At 63.1% G+C, this 15,696-nt stretch carries 13 protein-coding genes and 1 pseudogene; 1 reads left to right on the forward strand and 13 read right to left on the reverse strand.

Annotated features, from left to right (window positions below; all coding sequences use genetic code 11):
• From WAQ08_RS09185 to WAQ08_RS09200, 4 genes and pseudogenes are all read right to left on the reverse strand, one after another.
• Positions 1-660, reverse strand: a pseudogene (locus WAQ08_RS09185) (flagellar biosynthesis protein FlhF); the annotation flags it as partial.
• Entirely contained in the window at positions 657-2,765 is a 2,109-nt protein-coding gene (gene flhA, locus WAQ08_RS09190; RefSeq protein ID WP_422191161.1) for a flagellar biosynthesis protein FlhA, read from the reverse strand. The pseudogene WAQ08_RS09185 and the gene flhA, both read right to left, overlap by 4 nt.
• The gene (flhB, locus tag WAQ08_RS09195; protein ID WP_422191163.1) at positions 2,762-3,946 is read right to left on the reverse strand and encodes a flagellar biosynthesis protein FlhB; all 1,185 of its coding nucleotides are present in this window, start codon (positions 3,944-3,946) and stop codon (positions 2,762-2,764) included. The genes flhA and flhB overlap by 4 nt, the downstream gene beginning before the upstream one ends.
• A 350-nt stretch (positions 3,947-4,296) precedes the next feature.
• A complete protein-coding gene (locus WAQ08_RS09200) occupies positions 4,297-4,704 on the reverse strand; it encodes a hypothetical protein (RefSeq protein WP_422191165.1) in 408 nt (135 codons plus the stop codon).
• Here WAQ08_RS09200 and WAQ08_RS09205 point away from each other — a divergent pair.
• Positions 4,696-5,445: an HD-GYP domain-containing protein gene (locus tag WAQ08_RS09205; protein ID WP_422191167.1), complete on the forward strand. Its 750-nt coding sequence runs from the start codon at positions 4,696-4,698 to the stop codon at positions 5,443-5,445. The genes WAQ08_RS09200 and WAQ08_RS09205 overlap by 9 nt on opposite strands.
• A gap of 75 nt (positions 5,446-5,520) precedes the next feature.
• On the opposite strand, the gene WAQ08_RS09210 is transcribed toward WAQ08_RS09205, so the two are convergent.
• From WAQ08_RS09210 to WAQ08_RS09250, 9 genes are all read right to left on the reverse strand, one after another.
• Positions 5,521-5,889: a response regulator gene (locus WAQ08_RS09210; RefSeq protein ID WP_422191169.1), complete on the reverse strand. Its 369-nt coding sequence runs from the start codon at positions 5,887-5,889 to the stop codon at positions 5,521-5,523.
• Positions 5,890-5,921: 32 nt separating this feature from the next.
• A complete protein-coding gene (locus tag WAQ08_RS09215; protein WP_422191171.1) occupies positions 5,922-6,884 on the reverse strand; it encodes a chemotaxis protein CheX in 963 nt (320 codons plus the stop codon).
• Between the two features lie 41 nt (positions 6,885-6,925).
• Entirely contained in the window at positions 6,926-7,480 is a 555-nt protein-coding gene (locus WAQ08_RS09220; RefSeq protein ID WP_422191173.1) for a hypothetical protein, read from the reverse strand.
• 11 nt (positions 7,481-7,491) lie between these two features.
• Positions 7,492-8,217, reverse strand: a complete 726-nt coding sequence (locus WAQ08_RS09225; protein ID WP_422191211.1) for a methyl-accepting chemotaxis protein — start codon at positions 8,215-8,217, stop codon at positions 7,492-7,494.
• Positions 8,218-8,222: 5 nt separating this feature from the next.
• Complete coding sequence (locus WAQ08_RS09230) at positions 8,223-10,532, reverse strand: ATP-binding protein (protein WP_422191175.1); 2,310 nt, start codon at positions 10,530-10,532, stop codon at positions 8,223-8,225.
• A gap of 122 nt (positions 10,533-10,654) precedes the next feature.
• Complete coding sequence (locus WAQ08_RS09235) at positions 10,655-11,086, reverse strand: hypothetical protein (RefSeq protein WP_422191177.1); 432 nt, start codon at positions 11,084-11,086, stop codon at positions 10,655-10,657.
• 19 nt (positions 11,087-11,105) lie between these two features.
• Complete coding sequence (locus WAQ08_RS09240) at positions 11,106-12,296, reverse strand: hypothetical protein (protein ID WP_422191179.1); 1,191 nt, start codon at positions 12,294-12,296, stop codon at positions 11,106-11,108.
• A gap of 490 nt (positions 12,297-12,786) precedes the next feature.
• On the reverse strand, positions 12,787-14,334 hold the full coding sequence (locus WAQ08_RS09245; protein WP_422191181.1) for a SpoVR family protein: 1,548 nt from the start codon (positions 14,332-14,334) through the stop codon (positions 12,787-12,789).
• Positions 14,331-15,626, reverse strand: a complete 1,296-nt coding sequence (locus WAQ08_RS09250; protein WP_422191213.1) for a YeaH/YhbH family protein — start codon at positions 15,624-15,626, stop codon at positions 14,331-14,333. Before WAQ08_RS09250 ends, WAQ08_RS09245 begins: the two co-directional genes overlap by 4 nt.
• Positions 15,627-15,696 lie beyond the last annotated feature (70 nt).

Here is a 15,696-nt window from a genome sequence, read left to right on the forward strand (position 1 = left end):
CGGCTGGGGCTGGGCCACGGGCGCAGCGGGGCGCGTGGCCACCAGGGATTCGCGGGCGGCCTGCAGGGCCTGCTCTTCGCGCTGGTTCTTCACCAGACGCAGCGAGGGGCCGGACAAGTCCAGGTCGGATTCGGGCAGGTTGATGGCCGGCAGGATGTCGGCGGCGCGGGGCATGGCCGGGGCCACGCGCTGGGCCAGTTGCTCTTCGGGCGACTGGGCCAGTTCCGGCTCCATGCGGGCCTTCAGGGCGGCCTGGCGGCGCTTGAGCATGCGCTCACGCACATATTCCTGGAACGACAGGGTGCTCATGGCCAGCTGGCGCACGTCGTCCTGCACGGAACTGGCCAGCGAGGCCATCGAGCCACGGGCGCCCTTCTCGGCGGCTTCCGGCTCGGCACGGGCGGCCAGACCACGGGCTGCGGCCGGCTTGGCGGCAGCGGCCTTCGGGGCCTGTTGTGCCACGGGCTGCTGTTGCGGCTCGTGGTGCTCGGCTTCCAGACGGTCGATGGCGGCCATGCCGTCAGCGCCCATCGCCATGATCTCCACGCCACCCTCGGCCGCCGGCTTGGTCGACAGCACAACAGCTTCGTCACCAAAGACTTGGCGAACCTTCTGCATGGCCTCGCGTGAGGTGCGTCCAGTAAAGCGTTTGACGTTCATGCGTGGCCTCCAATCAAGGTGCCGATGCGGATGGAGTGGGTTTCAGGAATCTCGCTGTGCCCCAGCACTTTCAGGCGGGGCGCGGCACGCTTGAGCAAGCGGGCCACCGACGGACGGATCACGTCCGGGACGAGCAGGCAGGCCGGGTGGCCCAGGTTCTCCTGACGCTGCGAGGCATCCGCGGCCTGCCGTGTCAGGTGATCGGCCACGCCCGGATCGAGCATGGGACCATTCGGGGAAGTGAGTGCCTGGGTCAGCAGGCGCTCCAGATCAGGTTCGATGGCGATGACGTCCAGTTCGCGGACGGGGCCATAGATCTGCTGGACGATGGCCGGGGCCAGCCCGACACGGATGCGGCGGCCCAGCTCGATGGCGTCGTTGGCGATGCCCGGCGACAGGGACACCTGCTCCGCCAGCGTCTCGATGATCGAGCGCATGTCGCGGATGTGAACGCCCTCGTCCAGCAGGAGCTGGAGCACTTTCTGGAGCGTTGCGATGCCAACCATTTTGGGAACCACGTCTTCGATCAGTTTGGGAGCCAGTTTCGTCACATGTTCGACCAGTTGTTGGGTCTCGACTCGACCCAGCAGCTTGGCCGCTTGCATTTGCATCAAGTGTGAGAGATGCGTGGCCACGACGGTCGAGGGATCAACGACCGTGTACCCCGCCATTTGCGCCGCTTCCCGCTGCCGGTCTTCGACCCACACCGCCGGCAGCCCGAAGGCCGGATCGGTGGCCGCCGTGCCAGGCAGTGCATTGGTCACATGCCCGGGGTTGATGGCCATCAGCATGCCGGGGAAGACCTCGCCCTCGCCCACCACGGCGCCGCGCAGGGTGATGCGGTAGACGCTGGGGCGCAGCTCCAGGTTGTCCTTGATGTGGACGGACGGCGGCAAAAAGCCCACTTCCTGCGCGAACTTGCGCCGAACGCCCTTGATCCGGTTGAGCAGGTCGCCGCCGCGGTCCTTGTCGACCAGTTGGATCAGGCGGTAGCCCACTTCCAGGCCCAGGGTGTCCACGGGCTGCAGATCGTCCCAGGTGGCCTCGCCGTTGGGGTTGGCCGCCGCCTCGGCGGGTTTTTCCACCGGCTTGGGGGCCTTGAGGGCCGCCTGCTGCTTCTGGTTCATCTTCCAGGCCCACCAGCCCATGCCGCCGGCGATCGGGCCGAAAATCAGCAAGGGCATGCCCGGGATGATGCCCAGCAGGCCGACCACACCGGCCGCCACGCCCATGACCTTGGGGTTCTTGAACATCTGGCCGGCGATCATGGCGCCGACGTCCTCGTCCTTGCCGACGCGCGACACCACCATGGCCGAGGCCACCGAGATCAGCAGCGAGGGGATCTGGGCCACCAGCGCGTCACCGACGGCCAGCAGGATGTAGGTGCTGGCCGCATCGCCCGCCGACAGCCCGTGCTGGGTCACGCCGATGATGAAGCCGCCGATGATGTTGATGAACAGGATCAGGATGCCGGCGATGGCATCGCCACGCACGAACTTGGAGGCACCGTCCATGGAGCCATGGAACTCGGCCTCTTCACCCACCTCACGGCGGCGCTTCTTGGCCTCCTTCTCGTCGATCAGGCCGGCGCTCAGGTCGGCGTCGATCGCCATCTGCTTGCCGGGCATGGCGTCCAGGGTGAAGCGGGCACTGACTTCGGCGATCCGCTCGGCGCCCTTCGTGATCACCACGAAGTTGATGATCACCAGGATGGCGAACACGATCAGGCCGACGGCGAAGTTGCCGCCAATCAGCACGTGGCCGAAGGATTCGATCACCTGGCCAGCGGCACCCGTGCCCGTATGGCCGTGCATCAGCACCACGCGGGTGGAGGCCACGTTCAGCGACAGGCGCAGCAGCGTGGTCAGCAGCAGCACCGCCGGGAAGGCCGCGAAATCCAGGGGGCGCAGCATGGTGGCCGCCACCATCATCACCATCAGCGCCATGGCGATGTTGAAGGTGAAGAAGATGTCCAGCACCAGCGGCGGCAGCGGCAGCACCATCATCACCAGGATCATCAGCACCACGATGGGTGCCGCCAGGCCCTGGATCACCTTGGCGTCGCGCCCGGACATGGCGCGCAGACGGTTCAGCCACTCGTTCATTCGTCAGACTCCTCGGCGGCAGCCGCGGGGCGGCGGCGTCCAGCCATCGGGTTTTCCTTGGGATCCATGTCGCGCGGCACCTCCAGGTCGGGCATGCCCGGCAGCGGGGCATGGCCGGCCAGTGCGGCCTTGAGCTGGTACACATAGGCCAGCACCTGCGCCACGGCGCTGTACAGGGCCATGGGCACTTCGTGATCGACTTCACAGTGCACGTACAGCGCGCGGGCCAGCGGAGGGGCTTCCAGCACGGGCACCTTGCTCTCGGCGGCCACGTCGCGGATCTTCATGGCCAGCACGTCCAGGCCCTTGGCGATCACGCGCGGGGCGTTCATGGTGGCGTCGTCGTACTTCAGGGCCACGGCGTAGTGGGTCGGATTCATCACGACAAGGTCGGCCTGGGGCACCGCGGCAAGCATGCGCTTCTTGGCCATCTCGCGCATGCGCTGCTTGATGCGGCCCTTGACCTCCATGTTGCCTTCCTGCTGCTTGTACTCGTCCTTCATTTCCTGGTGGCTCATCTTCATGCGGTTCATGAACATGAAGCGCTGCAGGGGCCAGTCGATGAGGGCGAAGCCCGCCAGCACGATCAGCATCGTCATCAGCACGTGGCGGAAGGTCGAGCCCATGTCGGCCAGGGCGGTCGGCAGGGGCTGGGCCAGCAGGTGGACCAGATCGGGCCAGTTGTTCCACAGCAGCGTGCCGCCCACGGCCCCCAGGATCAGCGCCAGGGCACTGGCCTTGAGCGCATCAACCATCTGCTGCTTGGAGAACACATTGCCGATGCCCGTGAGCGGGTTCAGCTTGGAGAACTTGGGCGTGATGATCTTGAAGCTCATCACCCAGCCGCCGGCGATCACGCTGGACGCGGCAGCCGCCAGGGCAATGCCCAGGCCCAGGGGCACAACCAGCACCATCGCCGTGCTGCTCCATACGCCCAGGCGTTCAAGCATCAGGCCCGGGGTGGCCACGGTGCGGGCATCGAAGCGAAAGCCCGCGCTCATCAGCGCGCTCAGGCGCTCCATCCACCAGGGGGCCAGGAACACCAGCACCATGGTGGCGGACAGGATCACCAGGAAATGGCTCAGGTCACGGGAACGGACGATCTGGCCCTCTTCCCGGGCTTTCTTGAGCTTCTGCTCCGAGGCGGGTAACTGCTTGTCCTGATTGTCCTGATCGGCCATGGCGTGCGAGCGTAGTACTGCGTCCTAGGCTCGGATTCTTGGCCACGGTCGGAAATTCTTTAGCCCGATAAACCGGGCCTCCACCCGTCATTTCGCGCCCCACCGCCCCCCCGTTGCCGGCCCCCTCGCACGGCACCGTGAATCACATCACGCTTTTTACGAATGATATTTGTTTAAATTTTCCCGAAAAACATTAAATATCAAATTAATTAAATAAATTAAAGACCCCTTCAGAACAATTCAATTACTGCACTTGAATTACGTGCTTTTCTCACACCCCGTCATATCACTTTGATCATTTTGAGGGGTTATCCCGTCCGTAAACGTTCGTTTAAGCATGTCTTAATTACTCATATTCCATTCATTTTCTGAAGGGCTTCATGAAGTTGCTTCGGCTGTGTGCCCACGAGATTCGCCTGAACCACCCTCTGCCTTGGGGGGTCCGCAATGAGCCGGGCCAATTGCTGCTGAACAAGGGTTTTGTCCCTACAGAACAGAGCCAGATCGAGACCCTGCTCGAACGCGGCGTCTATGTAGACGCTGAGGAATATGAAAGAGAAAACCGCCGGCAAATGCAGGATCAGGCGGCCGTTTTCGACCCCTTCAGCGTGTGGGCGGGTATTCAGCGTCGGGTGGGCGCTGTTTTGCGCAGTTGCACGGAAGGCGGCGAATTCGCCACCGAGGTGGCAGGCATCGGCCACGACATCGTCGGCGCCATCGGGCACAACGTGGACATCGGCAAATTTGAGATGGTCCACAACGATTCGCCCAACTACGCCGTCACGCATTCCTTGCAGACGGCCTGCATCGCCACGCTGGTGGCGGCCAGACTGGGATGGAGCGAAAGCGATCGTGCTGCGCTGATCAACGCATCGCTGACCATGAACGTGGCCATGATCGAGTTGCAGAACGCCCTGGCGGTCCAGGCCACGCCGCTCAGCCCCGGCCAACGCCAGGAGATCCGGCAGCACGCCAGACGGAGCCGCGAGATGCTGGAAAAGGCGGGCGTCACCGATGACACCTGGCTGCGGGCCGTGGAGTTCCATCATGTGACCGATGGCGGCAAGCCCCTGCCCGCTGATGTGCGCAAGGCCGGCGAACTGGCCTGCCTGATCCATTACGTGGACGTCTATCTGGCCAAACTGAGCTCCCGCGTGTCACGGTCGGCCATGCCGCCCAACGCGGCCGCCCGCGAGATGTTCCTGTCGGCCGGCGGAGCGAACAACCTGTACGCGGCCGCCATCGTCAAGGAAATGGGCATCTACCCCCCGGGCAGCTTCGTCAAACTTGGCAACGGAGAAACCGCCGTGGTGGTGCGCTCAGGCGAGGCCGCCAATACGCCACACGTATGCAGCCTGGTTAGTAGTGACGGGCGCGTCTACGTGCACCCCATCCCCCGCGATACCGCCCGGCCCGAGTTCAAGGTCGCGGCCACTGTGGCGCGCAGCAACGTGCTGGTTCGCCTGGATCGTCCAGGACTGTACGGCCTGGCACGCTGAGGCGAGCCACAAACACTCGCAGGGGCCCCGCCAAAGCGGGCCCCTGGAACGGTGGCTCACGCCGCCAAGGCAGCCTCAGACGCCCGCCAGCTTCTTGAACGTGGCGATGACCGCGTCGCCCTTGAAAGGCTTGACGATCCAGCCCTTGATGCCGGCAGCCTTGCCGCGCTCCTTCATGATGGGCGTGTTCTCGGTGGTGAGCATCACGATATTGACCGAGTTGTTGGCCAGCTCACTGCGGATCTTCTCGGCCATCGTCAGGCCATCCATGTTGGGCATGTTGACGTCGCTGACGATCAACTTGACGCCTGGATCGCCCTTGAGCTTGGTCAGGCCATCACGGCCATCGACGGCCGTGATGACATCCAGACCGTTCTTCTTCAGGAAATCGCTGACTTCATTGCGGACGGCGGCCGAATCGTCGACCACGAGGACTTGTGCCATGGTGTTGTCTACCTTGCAGGGTTTGATGGGTTTCAGAAGAGTTCGAGCTCGCCCGATTCGAAGAGGTCTTCGACCAGCGCCTCGTTTTCCTTGAACTTGTCCGGCGACCAGTTCAGGTTGAACACGAAGCGCTGATAGATGACGAGGGGTGCAACTGCACCGCTCCTGTCGGTCAAGGTGTGCTTGAAGCACAATTGGGGATCCTCGGAGCCGAAAGAGATATAGCGGTGCAGGTGGTTGACGATGATGGGCACCTGCGAGAGCTGGCCGCTCGGCGCCTCGTGCGAGATGAAGCGGTTCTTGAAAGCGCCCCAGACCAAATTTGTCACCTCGCCGAGCACGTGGTTGATGTCGCGGAAGTCCACGGCAGACGAGATGATGTGCGTCTTGTCGTTCTCGACCGCACTCATCAGCGGACGTTCCTCGGTCTGCAGCATCATGTAGCCGCGGCACCAGTTACTTTCCAGCGGGATCAGCGTGAACAGCTCGCCATAGATGATGCGGTCCCGCACGATGTACGGCGCATCTGAGGACACGTCCATGTCCTTGAACTGGCTTTCCAGTGCAGTGCGCGTGATCTCGGTGATGCCGCGCACCAGGGCATTGGGATACACCAGGCTGAAGATCGTCTCCTCGATCACCGGCACGAGCCTCTCGATGTCCTCGATGGTGTAGGCCTGGCTGAACAGGCTGTGGTCCGTCTCGGCCAGTTGCGGCGCATCGGCGGCACAGCGCAGGAAGATGGGCAGCTCGGGGCGCACCTGCCGGATCTGCCGCACCAGTGCCATCGGCTCGGCACCGCCATCGCCGAAGGAGTGCGACAGGAAGATGCCACCCAGGTCCACGTTGGACTTGAGCACGCCCATCACGTGTTCTGACTGCGCCTTCACGCCGATCAGACGGTTCGCATCGCAGAAGCTCTTGATCGTCTGTGCACACTCCTGGGAGTCCTCCAGGATGAGCACCTTGCTGACCAGTTCGGCCTTGTCAACCATGATTGTGTTTCCTCAAAAGGATGAGAGGGAGTCGCGCCGATTCAGAACAGCTCGAGCTCGCCGTGGCTTTCTTCCACCTTGGTGGTGTCGACCGTGAAATCGATCGTGGCGAAGTCGCAGACACACAGGCTGGCATGCATGGTCAACCTGTCGTTCACCTCCACCTTGAAGTGCTTGACATAGCCAGGCTTCAAGGTGCCGAGGTAGTCCACGCTGGGCCGGTCCAGCACGTTCGGCGTGGACATGCCCAGATGGGGGTAGTGCAGTGCGAGCTCGCGGTTGAGCGCACCGCAGAAGATGTTGCCGCACTCGCAGATCACATCGAGGAAGTCGGCATCCTGCATGCCGTCCACCTCCGTGCGGTTGATGGTCGCGAAGTGCTGGCGCGTCGGGTCGTTGAGGGTGAAATACACCATCGTGACCACCTTGAACACGTAGGACGACACCGTCAGCAACACCACCTTCTTCTCGGTGATCTGCTTGGTGTCCTCGATCGCCGTGACGACGCAAGGTGACGCATCCGGTGCGCTCAGCGCACTCTTCAGAGACTCGACCACGATATGGTCGAACGCGGCTTTGGCCTGTGAGCTGATCATGGGCGAGCGCCTCAGTAGGTTTCAGCGCTCAGCGCTTCCTGGGTCTTGCTGTTGATCATCTGGACCTCGGTCACCGCACCGATGATCATCTTGCCGCCGGCTTGCAGATCCTGGAAGGTGGTGGTGGTGATCAGGTCGTTCTTGTACAGATTGGCGCGGTATTCGTTGGACAAGGCCTGCGCGCGATTGGCCAGCTCGCGCACCTCGTTGGCGACCACCGCGAAACCACGCCCCTGCTCACCTGCGCGCGCCGCCTCGATGGAGGCGTTGAGTGCCACGATCACCACCTGGCGCACGATCGCGGCGAACTCGTCGTTGCGCTCGTGCATCTCGCGGTTGTGGATCAACAGGGAGTTCATGTCCGCATGCCAGCGCTCGAATGTCTTGATCAGGCCCAACAACTTCTCAACCGAATCGGCCAACTGGTTGCAGTTGACCAAGGCACCGTCCTTGCCGCTGCTGGCGGCCTGGCGCAAGGCCTGCAACTGGTCGCTCAGCTCGCGTCGCATCTCGCCAAGCTCACCCTGTGAGCTGACCTGCTGCTCATCGAGCTGGCGCTTGCACCGCGCCAGTTCGCCGTGCAGCACGTCAATGCCTGCTTCAAGTTCGGCCTCTCGCGCCTGGGCCTCGGTCAGCGGGACTAGCTCGCCACGACGGGCCAGGGCGCGGCGCTGAACGAACCAGCATGCCAGCCCGCCAACGGCACCACCCAGCAGGAACACAACGATATTGACCAGCATGCTCACCCCTGTACAGCGAATTTCTCAGGCAACGTGATCACCAGCTCGAAGGGGCGAAGCTCGGCACCTTCGTCGGCGGTGGTGAATCGGATGGCGATGTCGCCGCCCTCCTTGTTGAGGAAGCCGCGCACGGCATCCATGCCGACGCCACGGCCGGACACCTCGGTCACCTGCTCGGCCGTCGAGAAGCCCGAGGCGAAGATCAACTGAGCCACGTCCTGCGGTGCCATCACTTCGGTTTCCGTGATCAGGCCGTTGTCCAGCGCCTTCTGGCGGATGCGGCCGACAGCCAAGCCCTTGCCATCGTCACGCAGCGTGAAGCGCAGTTGGCCATCCCGCAGTGACACATCGAGATTGATATACCCTGCGGCACTCTTGCCCGCGGCCTGCCGTGCAGCGGCAGTTTCCAGTCCGTGATCCATCGAGTTGCGCAGCAGGTGGGTGAACACGTTCTTGAGCAGACCGGACGCCTGGGTGCGCACGGCGATGCCCTGGTCGGCCACGGTCACGACCGGGGCCTCCTTGCCCAGTTCGGCCGCCAGCGAGGGCAGCGATTCCACGATGCCGCTCAGCACGCTTTCGATCTTCTCCGTCCCGAGGAGGCCCAGCGTGCGGGTCACCTCGGCCAGCGCCTGGCGCATGCCCTGCTCGTCGGCCGATTCGACCTGCTTGATCAGCGACAGTGCACGGCTCACCTGGTCCGTCTCAACCATCAAGAAGCGCTCGACGCTGCCACGGCGGCCGGGGCCCTTGCGGCCCAGGGTGTGGTCGTTGATCTTGTGGTACTCGTCCACCAGGGCGCGCACCTCAGTCAGGCGGGCCAGCAGTTGCTCGGGCTCCCAGGCCTTGTCGGCGTCCTTGCGCAGGTCGTCGTACTCCTGCTCGGTCTCGTGCACGGCGTTGGTCATGTGCAGCAGCCCGTAGGTGCGCGCATTGCCCTTGATCGTGTGCATGTTGCGGAACAGCAGGCCGATGGTGTCGGCGTCCTTGCCTGAGGCCTTCCTGATCAGATCCTCGTTCTCTGTCACGAAACTGCAGGCGCTCTCGATGAAGTCCTGGAACTTCTCCTGGCTCACTTTCAGGATCTGGCCGATGATCTCCAGTTCGCGCTTTTGCGCACCAGCCTCGCTGGCCAGACGCTTGAGCTCGGTCACATCGCGAACGCACAGCATCAGCTTCTCGACCACATCGTTGTCGCCGGCGATCGGCGACCAGCTCAGCTCCAGGCTCTTGACGGTGCCATCGGCCAGGGTCTTGTCGAACTCGGCCACCAGCAGGTGGGCATTGAATTCGAAGTTCATCAGATCTTCGCCGATGCAGGAGGCCAGGGCCGCGTCCACCTGCGAGAGGTCGTTCGAACCCAGGCTCGTGCCGGTGAAGACCAGGTCCATCACGCCGCGCCCCGCGATCTCGCTGGTGCCGAATATGGTTTCCATGTAGGCCGAGTACTCGGGGTGGATGGCACCACCGGGCAACACCGTCAGCACGCCTTGCGGCATGTTCTGCAGCATGGCCTGGATATCGTTGGTCTTCTGGCGCAGTTGGGCCGTGCGTTCGGCGACGCGCTTTTCCAGCGTGGCGTTCTGCTCCTCGATCACGGCCATCATGCGGACGTTGTTTCGGATGAAAAACACCAGCACGCCCATGAAGCACAGGTTCATCGCGCCCAGCGCAATGCCCATGTAGAGATTGAGCTTGACCGAGGCTTGCGAATCAGCCAGGGTCTCCACGAAGTTGTCATAGCTCGATTCGCGGAACTTCTTGATCGAGTCGCGCAACGCGGCCAGCATGGCATTCATGCGCTGCGTCTGGGCCTGGATGTCGCCACCCTGCTTGTTGAGAAAACCCTCGGCAGTGGCAAAGGCCACGTCGTGGTACTGCTTGTACTCGGCACGCAGCTTGCGGATGTCGTCCTGGCGCTTGGGGTAGATGCGCGCCATCTCCTCGAAATCCTTGTCGGCCAGCGTGAAGAAGCCGGTGGCTTCATCCAGCGGGTCGTGCTCGCCGATCATCACCGCGCGCATGAACAGTTCTTCCATCTTGTCGAGCCGGACGATGTTCGCCTCGATCTTCTGCAACACCGGGAAATAGAGATCCTTCACCGCCGTCAGGTGGTCACTGCTCTGGAAGGACTTCTGCACGCTCAGGGTGGTCACACCCAAAAACACCAGGATGGCCACGCCGACCATGATGATGATTTTGCGCAAGGGATTGGCGGCCGGTGCGGCGGCACGGCTCTGCGACGCGCCGTCTGTGCCACCGGGGGGCACCGCGACGCCTTCCGGGCTCATGGTCAGTTGGTCCGTAGCCATGTGTGTTTACCTGTACAACGATGAGGAAAGCGGGAATCGAGACAGGCATGCCCTTTCGGGCATACCGTGGGGCGCCGCCGATCGCTGGCGTAAGGCGACCGGCTGGGCGCGTGGCAGGTGGATCACTCCACCAGCAGCACAACCTTCACCGTGGAATCCACGGCCGCCTTTTCGATGTAGCCGATGGCGTCCTGGTTGGCCGCAACGTGCTTCTTCACGTCAGACGCGTTGGGCATTTCCCGGGGCGGCGTGGCCTTTCCGGAGAACGTCAGACGAGCCCAGGTGGCTTTCACCTGAGAAGGGCTCTTGCCCACGGCCTTGCTGTAGAACTGATCGCGCGCGGCGTTCGATTCCGGCAGATCAGCCGGTGCGGCCATGGCGCCATTGGGCAGCGTGGTGCTCTTGCCCATGAAGATGGCCGACACCTGCTCGGGCGTCATGGACGCCAGCGGACTGCGAGGGTTGACGATGACGGCCACCTGCGAGAACGCCACGGACGAGGCGGCCAACAGGCCTGCGGCGACCACGCCGCGGAGGATGATGTTGCTTTTCATGAGATGGGTACGCTCGAGTTCAGAACACGAAATCGACCGAAAGGGTCAGGACGTTCACAGCCTTGCCGTCGTAGGAAGGCTGCACACCCTGGAACTGGCCGGCAGCATCGTCGGGCTTGATGCGATCCCACTGCGCCTTGAGCGCAGCAGACTTGAAGGCATCCCAGCGTACGCCAAGCGTGGTGGTCTTCTGGCCGTAGTCCTGGCCGCGCAGCAGGCGGTCGACACCGGGCGAGATCGCGGCAGCGGCAGGCGACGCCGAGGCCACGTAGGCTGCCACGGCCGGCGAGATGGGCGAGCTTTCCTTGCCATCCACCTTCAGCTGCGACAGGCCGACATAGGGCGTGAACTTGCCGAAGCGGTGGCCCACGGTGGCATACCAGCCCGTGCTGTCCACCGAGTAGGAATCAGTGCGACGCTTGGTGAACTCGGCGCTGCCAACCCAGTTGTCACGGTCGATGCTCAGGCCCAATCCCGTGAACGAAGCGTCCACGCTGTCCACCTGAACCAGACCCGGTACCGCGCCGTACTGAGCCGAGGCGGCCAGCAGCGAAGGACGACGCGAGTCCCCGCCAGGCAGGGCCGCGGCCGTCGCCGCGAAGCCATTGGCAGCTGTGTTTGCACCAGCGGCCAGTTGAGCGAGCGTAGGAGCCTCAATGGTCATCTTGCCTTGCGTATGCCCGAACCGCACCGTGATGCCGTTGTCCGTTTCAGCGATCAGATTCAGACCGAACTGCTTGCCCACTTCCACGTCGGCGGTGCTCAGGCTGCCGTCGGCAAGGATGGTGGAATACTTGGCCTTGGAGCGCCCCCCCCACAGCTGGGCCGTCACGATGGTTTCACCAAAGGTGTGCTGCAACGATACGTCAGCGCCATCGACCGAGCTGTAAGGGATCTGTCCATAGACGTCGCGCGGCGGGCGTACCGTCAGGTTGGCATAGCCCACATGACGGAAGTCCGACACCATGAACAGGGGGGCAGCCATGCGACCGATGCGAACTGCCACTTCCGGCGTGGCCTGCCACTTGACGAAGCCCCAGTCCAGGCTGGGATCGTAGTTACCCTTGGCGTTGAGCTGGCTCATCACCTGCACCGTGGCGGAGATGCTCGGGGTGAATTTGTAGACACCCTGCAGTGCCGCCTTGGTGTCGACCTCCAGGCTGGGATCCTGGCGAACGCCCCGGCCCTGCCCCAAGGAGTTGAAGATCACGTCATCGTTGTCTGTCGCGACCAATCCGACAGTACCAAAGCCGGACAACTGGAACTTGCCATCTGCCGACGTGTAAATGTCCGCATGGGCACTCACGCAAGCTGCGGCAGCCGCAAGCGCCAATGGCAAGCAACGAAGATGGGGAAGGGACATGAAGGGATCCTTCAGCGATCGGTTTGAGGTTGAAAGTGGGCGTGCCGTCCAACGGCAAGCTGGGATGTGCTGTGAGTACTGAAAAGGCCATCAAACGTGTCATCAGTCGCAAATCTCGTGGAATGTGACCGTCACAAGAAATGACGTCATTTTTTCGTCATTTCTAATTGCGACTTTAGGACGAGGGTGTAACCACCATCTGGTGATAAACCCCCACTAACACTGCAAGTTTTCCGTTTGAAACAAAGGGCTTAAACCAATTTATGCACGTTTGAAACAAGAAAAGCAAAAGCGGCCCGCAGGCCGCTTTTATTGCATGCTTTTGATTAACCGATTGTCATTCCATGACAGAAGGAACCACCGTCCACTGCTGGCGCACATGGCCTTGGGGATCCACGCTTTCCATATGCACCGGAAAGCCCCACAGCCGCGCCACATGCTTGAGCACCTCGCGGGTGCCATCGGCCAACGGGCGGTTGTTGTGCTGGGTATGTCGCAGCGTGAGCGAACGATCACCGCGCAGATTCACGCTCCACACCTGGATGTTGGGCTCGCGCGAGCCCAGGTCGTATTGGCGTGACAGGGCCTCGCGCAGGTTGCGGTAACCGGCCTCGTCGTGGATGGCGGACACCTCCAGCTCGGAATCATCCTCGTCATCGTGGATGGCAAAGAGCCGGAAGTCACGCATCACCTTGGGCGACAGGAACTGTCCCACGAAGCTCTCGTCCTTGAAATTGCGCATGGCGTAATCCAGGGTCTTGAGCCAGGCGTGGTCATCCGGGGCGGCACCTTCGGCCGAGCCTGCGAAATCCGGGAACCAGCGGCGGTCTTCCTCGGTGGGCTTCTCGCAGATGCGCTTGAGATCGGTGTACATCGCAAAGCCCAGCGCATACGGGTTGAGGCCGCTGTACGCGCGGTGCCCCACCGGCGGCTGGAACACCACGTTGGTGTGCGATTGCAGCCACTCCAGCATGATCCCGTCGGCCAGGTGGCCCTGCTCGTACATGGTGTTGAGCAGGGTGTAGTGCCAGAAGGTGGCCCAGCCCTCGTTCATCACCTGGGTCTGGCGCTGCGGGTAAAAGTACTGCGCCACCTTGCGCACGATGCGCACGATCTCGCGCTGCCAGGGCTCCAACAGGGGGGCGTGTTTCTCGATGAAGTACAGCAGGTTCTCTTGTGGCTCGGCTGGGAAGCGGCGCACGGCTTCTTCTTCCGGCCGATCCACACGGCGCGGCAGCGTGCGCCACAGGTCATTGACCTGCTGCTGCAGGTAGGCCTCCCGTTCTTCACGGCGGGCCAACTCCTTGTCGAGCGAGAGCTTGCTGGGGCGGCGGTAGCGGTCCACGCCATGGTTCATCAGCGCGTGGCAGGAATCGAGCGTCTCTTCGACCAGGTCGATGCCGTAGCGCTCCTCGCACTGGGCCACGTAGTTCTTGGCGTAGACCAGGTAGTCGATGATGGAGCCCGCATCCGTCCACATGCGGAACAGGTAGTTGCCCTTGAAGAAGCTGTTGTGCCCGTAGGCCGCATGCGCGATCACCAGGGCCTGCATGGCCATGGTGTTCTCCTCCATCAGATAGCTGATGCAGGGGTTGGAGTTGATGACGATCTCGTAGGCCAGGCCCATGTAGCCGCGGCGGTAGTTCTTCTCCGTGGCAATGAACTCCTTGCCGTAGGACCAGTGCCGGTAGTTCACCGGCATGCCCACGCTGGCGTAGGCGTCCATCATCTGCTCGGCGGTGATGATCTCCAGCTGGTTCGGGTAGGTGTCTAGCTTGAAGCTCTCGGCCGTCTGGCGGATCACCGTGTGGTAATCGTGGATCAGCTCGAAGGTCCAGTCGGAGGGGCCCGGCAACTGGTGGCTTTGCTTGGTTTCCGCATTCATGCTTCCACCCCTTCCTTCTTGAACAGCTCACGGAACACCGGGTAGATCTGCGCGGCATCGAGCACCTTGCGCATCGCGAAGTGCTTGTGGCGCTCGCCCAGGGCCAGGTACTCGTCCCACAGGTTCTGCTCGGTCTGCGCCACCTGCACGTAGGCGTAGTAGCGCACCAGCGGCAGGATCTTGTCTTCCAGGATCTGGCTGCAGCGGCTGGAATCGTGGTGCCAGTTGTCGCCATCGCTGGCCTGGGCCACGTACAGGTTCCACTCGCTGGTCGGGTAACGGGCCTGGATCACTTCATCGAGCAGCACCAGCGCGCTGGACACCACGGTGCCGCCGGTCTCGGTGGCGTGGAAGAACTCGTCCTCCGTCACCTCCTGCGCCTGCGTGTGGTGGCGGATGAAGACCAGCTCGATGTGGTCGTAGTGCCGCGTCAGGAACAAATACAGCAGGATGAAGAAGCGCTTGGACAGCTCCTTGCGCTGCTCGTCCATCGAGCCGGACACGTCCATCACGCAGAACATCACGGCCTTGGTGGTGGGCACCGGCACCTTGATGCGGCTGCGGAAACGCAGGTCGATCGGGTCCAGGAAGGGGATGCCCAGCATGCGGCCACGCAGGTGCTGCAGGCGGGCCTCGATCTGCTCCATCTCCTCGGCATGCTTGCGCAGCAGCGCAGCGTCACCGGATTCGGTGATGCCACGCAACTCGGCCAGCCGCTCTTCCAGCTCGCGGATCTCATGGCGTGAGGAGGCACCCAGCGCGATCCGACGGCCCAGGGCACCGCGCATCGAGCGCACCACGTGCAGGTTGTTGGGCGTGCCGTCGCTGGAGAAGCCGGCGCGCTGGCTCTTCCACTCCGGCACCTCGGCCAGCGCGGTGCGCACCAGGTTGGGCAAGGCCAGGTCTTCGAAGAAGACCTGCATGAACTCTTCCTTGCTCAGCGAGAAGACGAAATCGTCCTCGCCCTCACCATCGTCGCTGGCCTGGCTGCCGCCACCGCCCTGCCCGCCGCCGCCTTGCGGCCGCTCGATGCGGTCGCCGCGTACGTACTCGCGGTTGCCGGGGTGCACCATGTCGCGGATGCCGCCCTGGCCGTGGCCGAAGACAGGCTCGGACAAATCCCGCTTGGGGATGGTGATGTCCTCGCCCTTCTCGATGTCGCGGATGCTGCGGCCATTGATGGCGCGCTGCACGGCCTCGCGCACCTGATCCTTGTAGCGGCGCAGGAAGCGCTCACGGTTGCCGATGGACTTGTTCTTGCCCGCCAGCCGCCGGTCGATGATGTGCTGCATCGTCATGTGTGCTCCCCCCCCGTGACAAACCCGGGGCCGCGCATCACACAGCGCCAGCCTCGCTGGGGAC

It is taken from the genome of Aquabacterium sp. (assembly GCF_049274795.1).
Lineage (GTDB): Bacteria > Pseudomonadota > Gammaproteobacteria > Burkholderiales > Burkholderiaceae_C > Aquabacterium.

What these genes read in the sequence shown, in the direction of transcription:
- flhA (WP_422191161.1), bottom strand. Translation starts at nt 2,765, where the DNA reads ATGAACGAGTGGCTGAACCGTCTGCGCGCCATGTCCGGGCGCGACGCC.
- flhB (WP_422191163.1), bottom strand. Translation starts at nt 3,946, where the DNA reads ATGGCCGATCAGGACAATCAGGACAAGCAGTTACCCGCCTCGGAGCAG.
- WAQ08_RS09205 (WP_422191167.1), top strand. Translation starts at nt 4,696, where the DNA reads ATGGTCCACAACGATTCGCCCAACTACGCCGTCACGCATTCCTTGCAG.
- WAQ08_RS09210 (WP_422191169.1), bottom strand. Translation starts at nt 5,889, where the DNA reads ATGGCACAAGTCCTCGTGGTCGACGATTCGGCCGCCGTCCGCAATGAA.
- WAQ08_RS09215 (WP_422191171.1), bottom strand. Translation starts at nt 6,884, where the DNA reads ATGGTTGACAAGGCCGAACTGGTCAGCAAGGTGCTCATCCTGGAGGAC.
- WAQ08_RS09220 (WP_422191173.1), bottom strand. Translation starts at nt 7,480, where the DNA reads ATGATCAGCTCACAGGCCAAAGCCGCGTTCGACCATATCGTGGTCGAG.
- WAQ08_RS09230 (WP_422191175.1), bottom strand. Translation starts at nt 10,532, where the DNA reads ATGGCTACGGACCAACTGACCATGAGCCCGGAAGGCGTCGCGGTGCCC.
- WAQ08_RS09235 (WP_422191177.1), bottom strand. Translation starts at nt 11,086, where the DNA reads ATGAAAAGCAACATCATCCTCCGCGGCGTGGTCGCCGCAGGCCTGTTG.
- WAQ08_RS09245 (WP_422191181.1), bottom strand. Translation starts at nt 14,334, where the DNA reads ATGAATGCGGAAACCAAGCAAAGCCACCAGTTGCCGGGCCCCTCCGAC.
- WAQ08_RS09250 (WP_422191213.1), bottom strand. Translation starts at nt 15,626, where the DNA reads ATGCAGCACATCATCGACCGGCGGCTGGCGGGCAAGAACAAGTCCATC.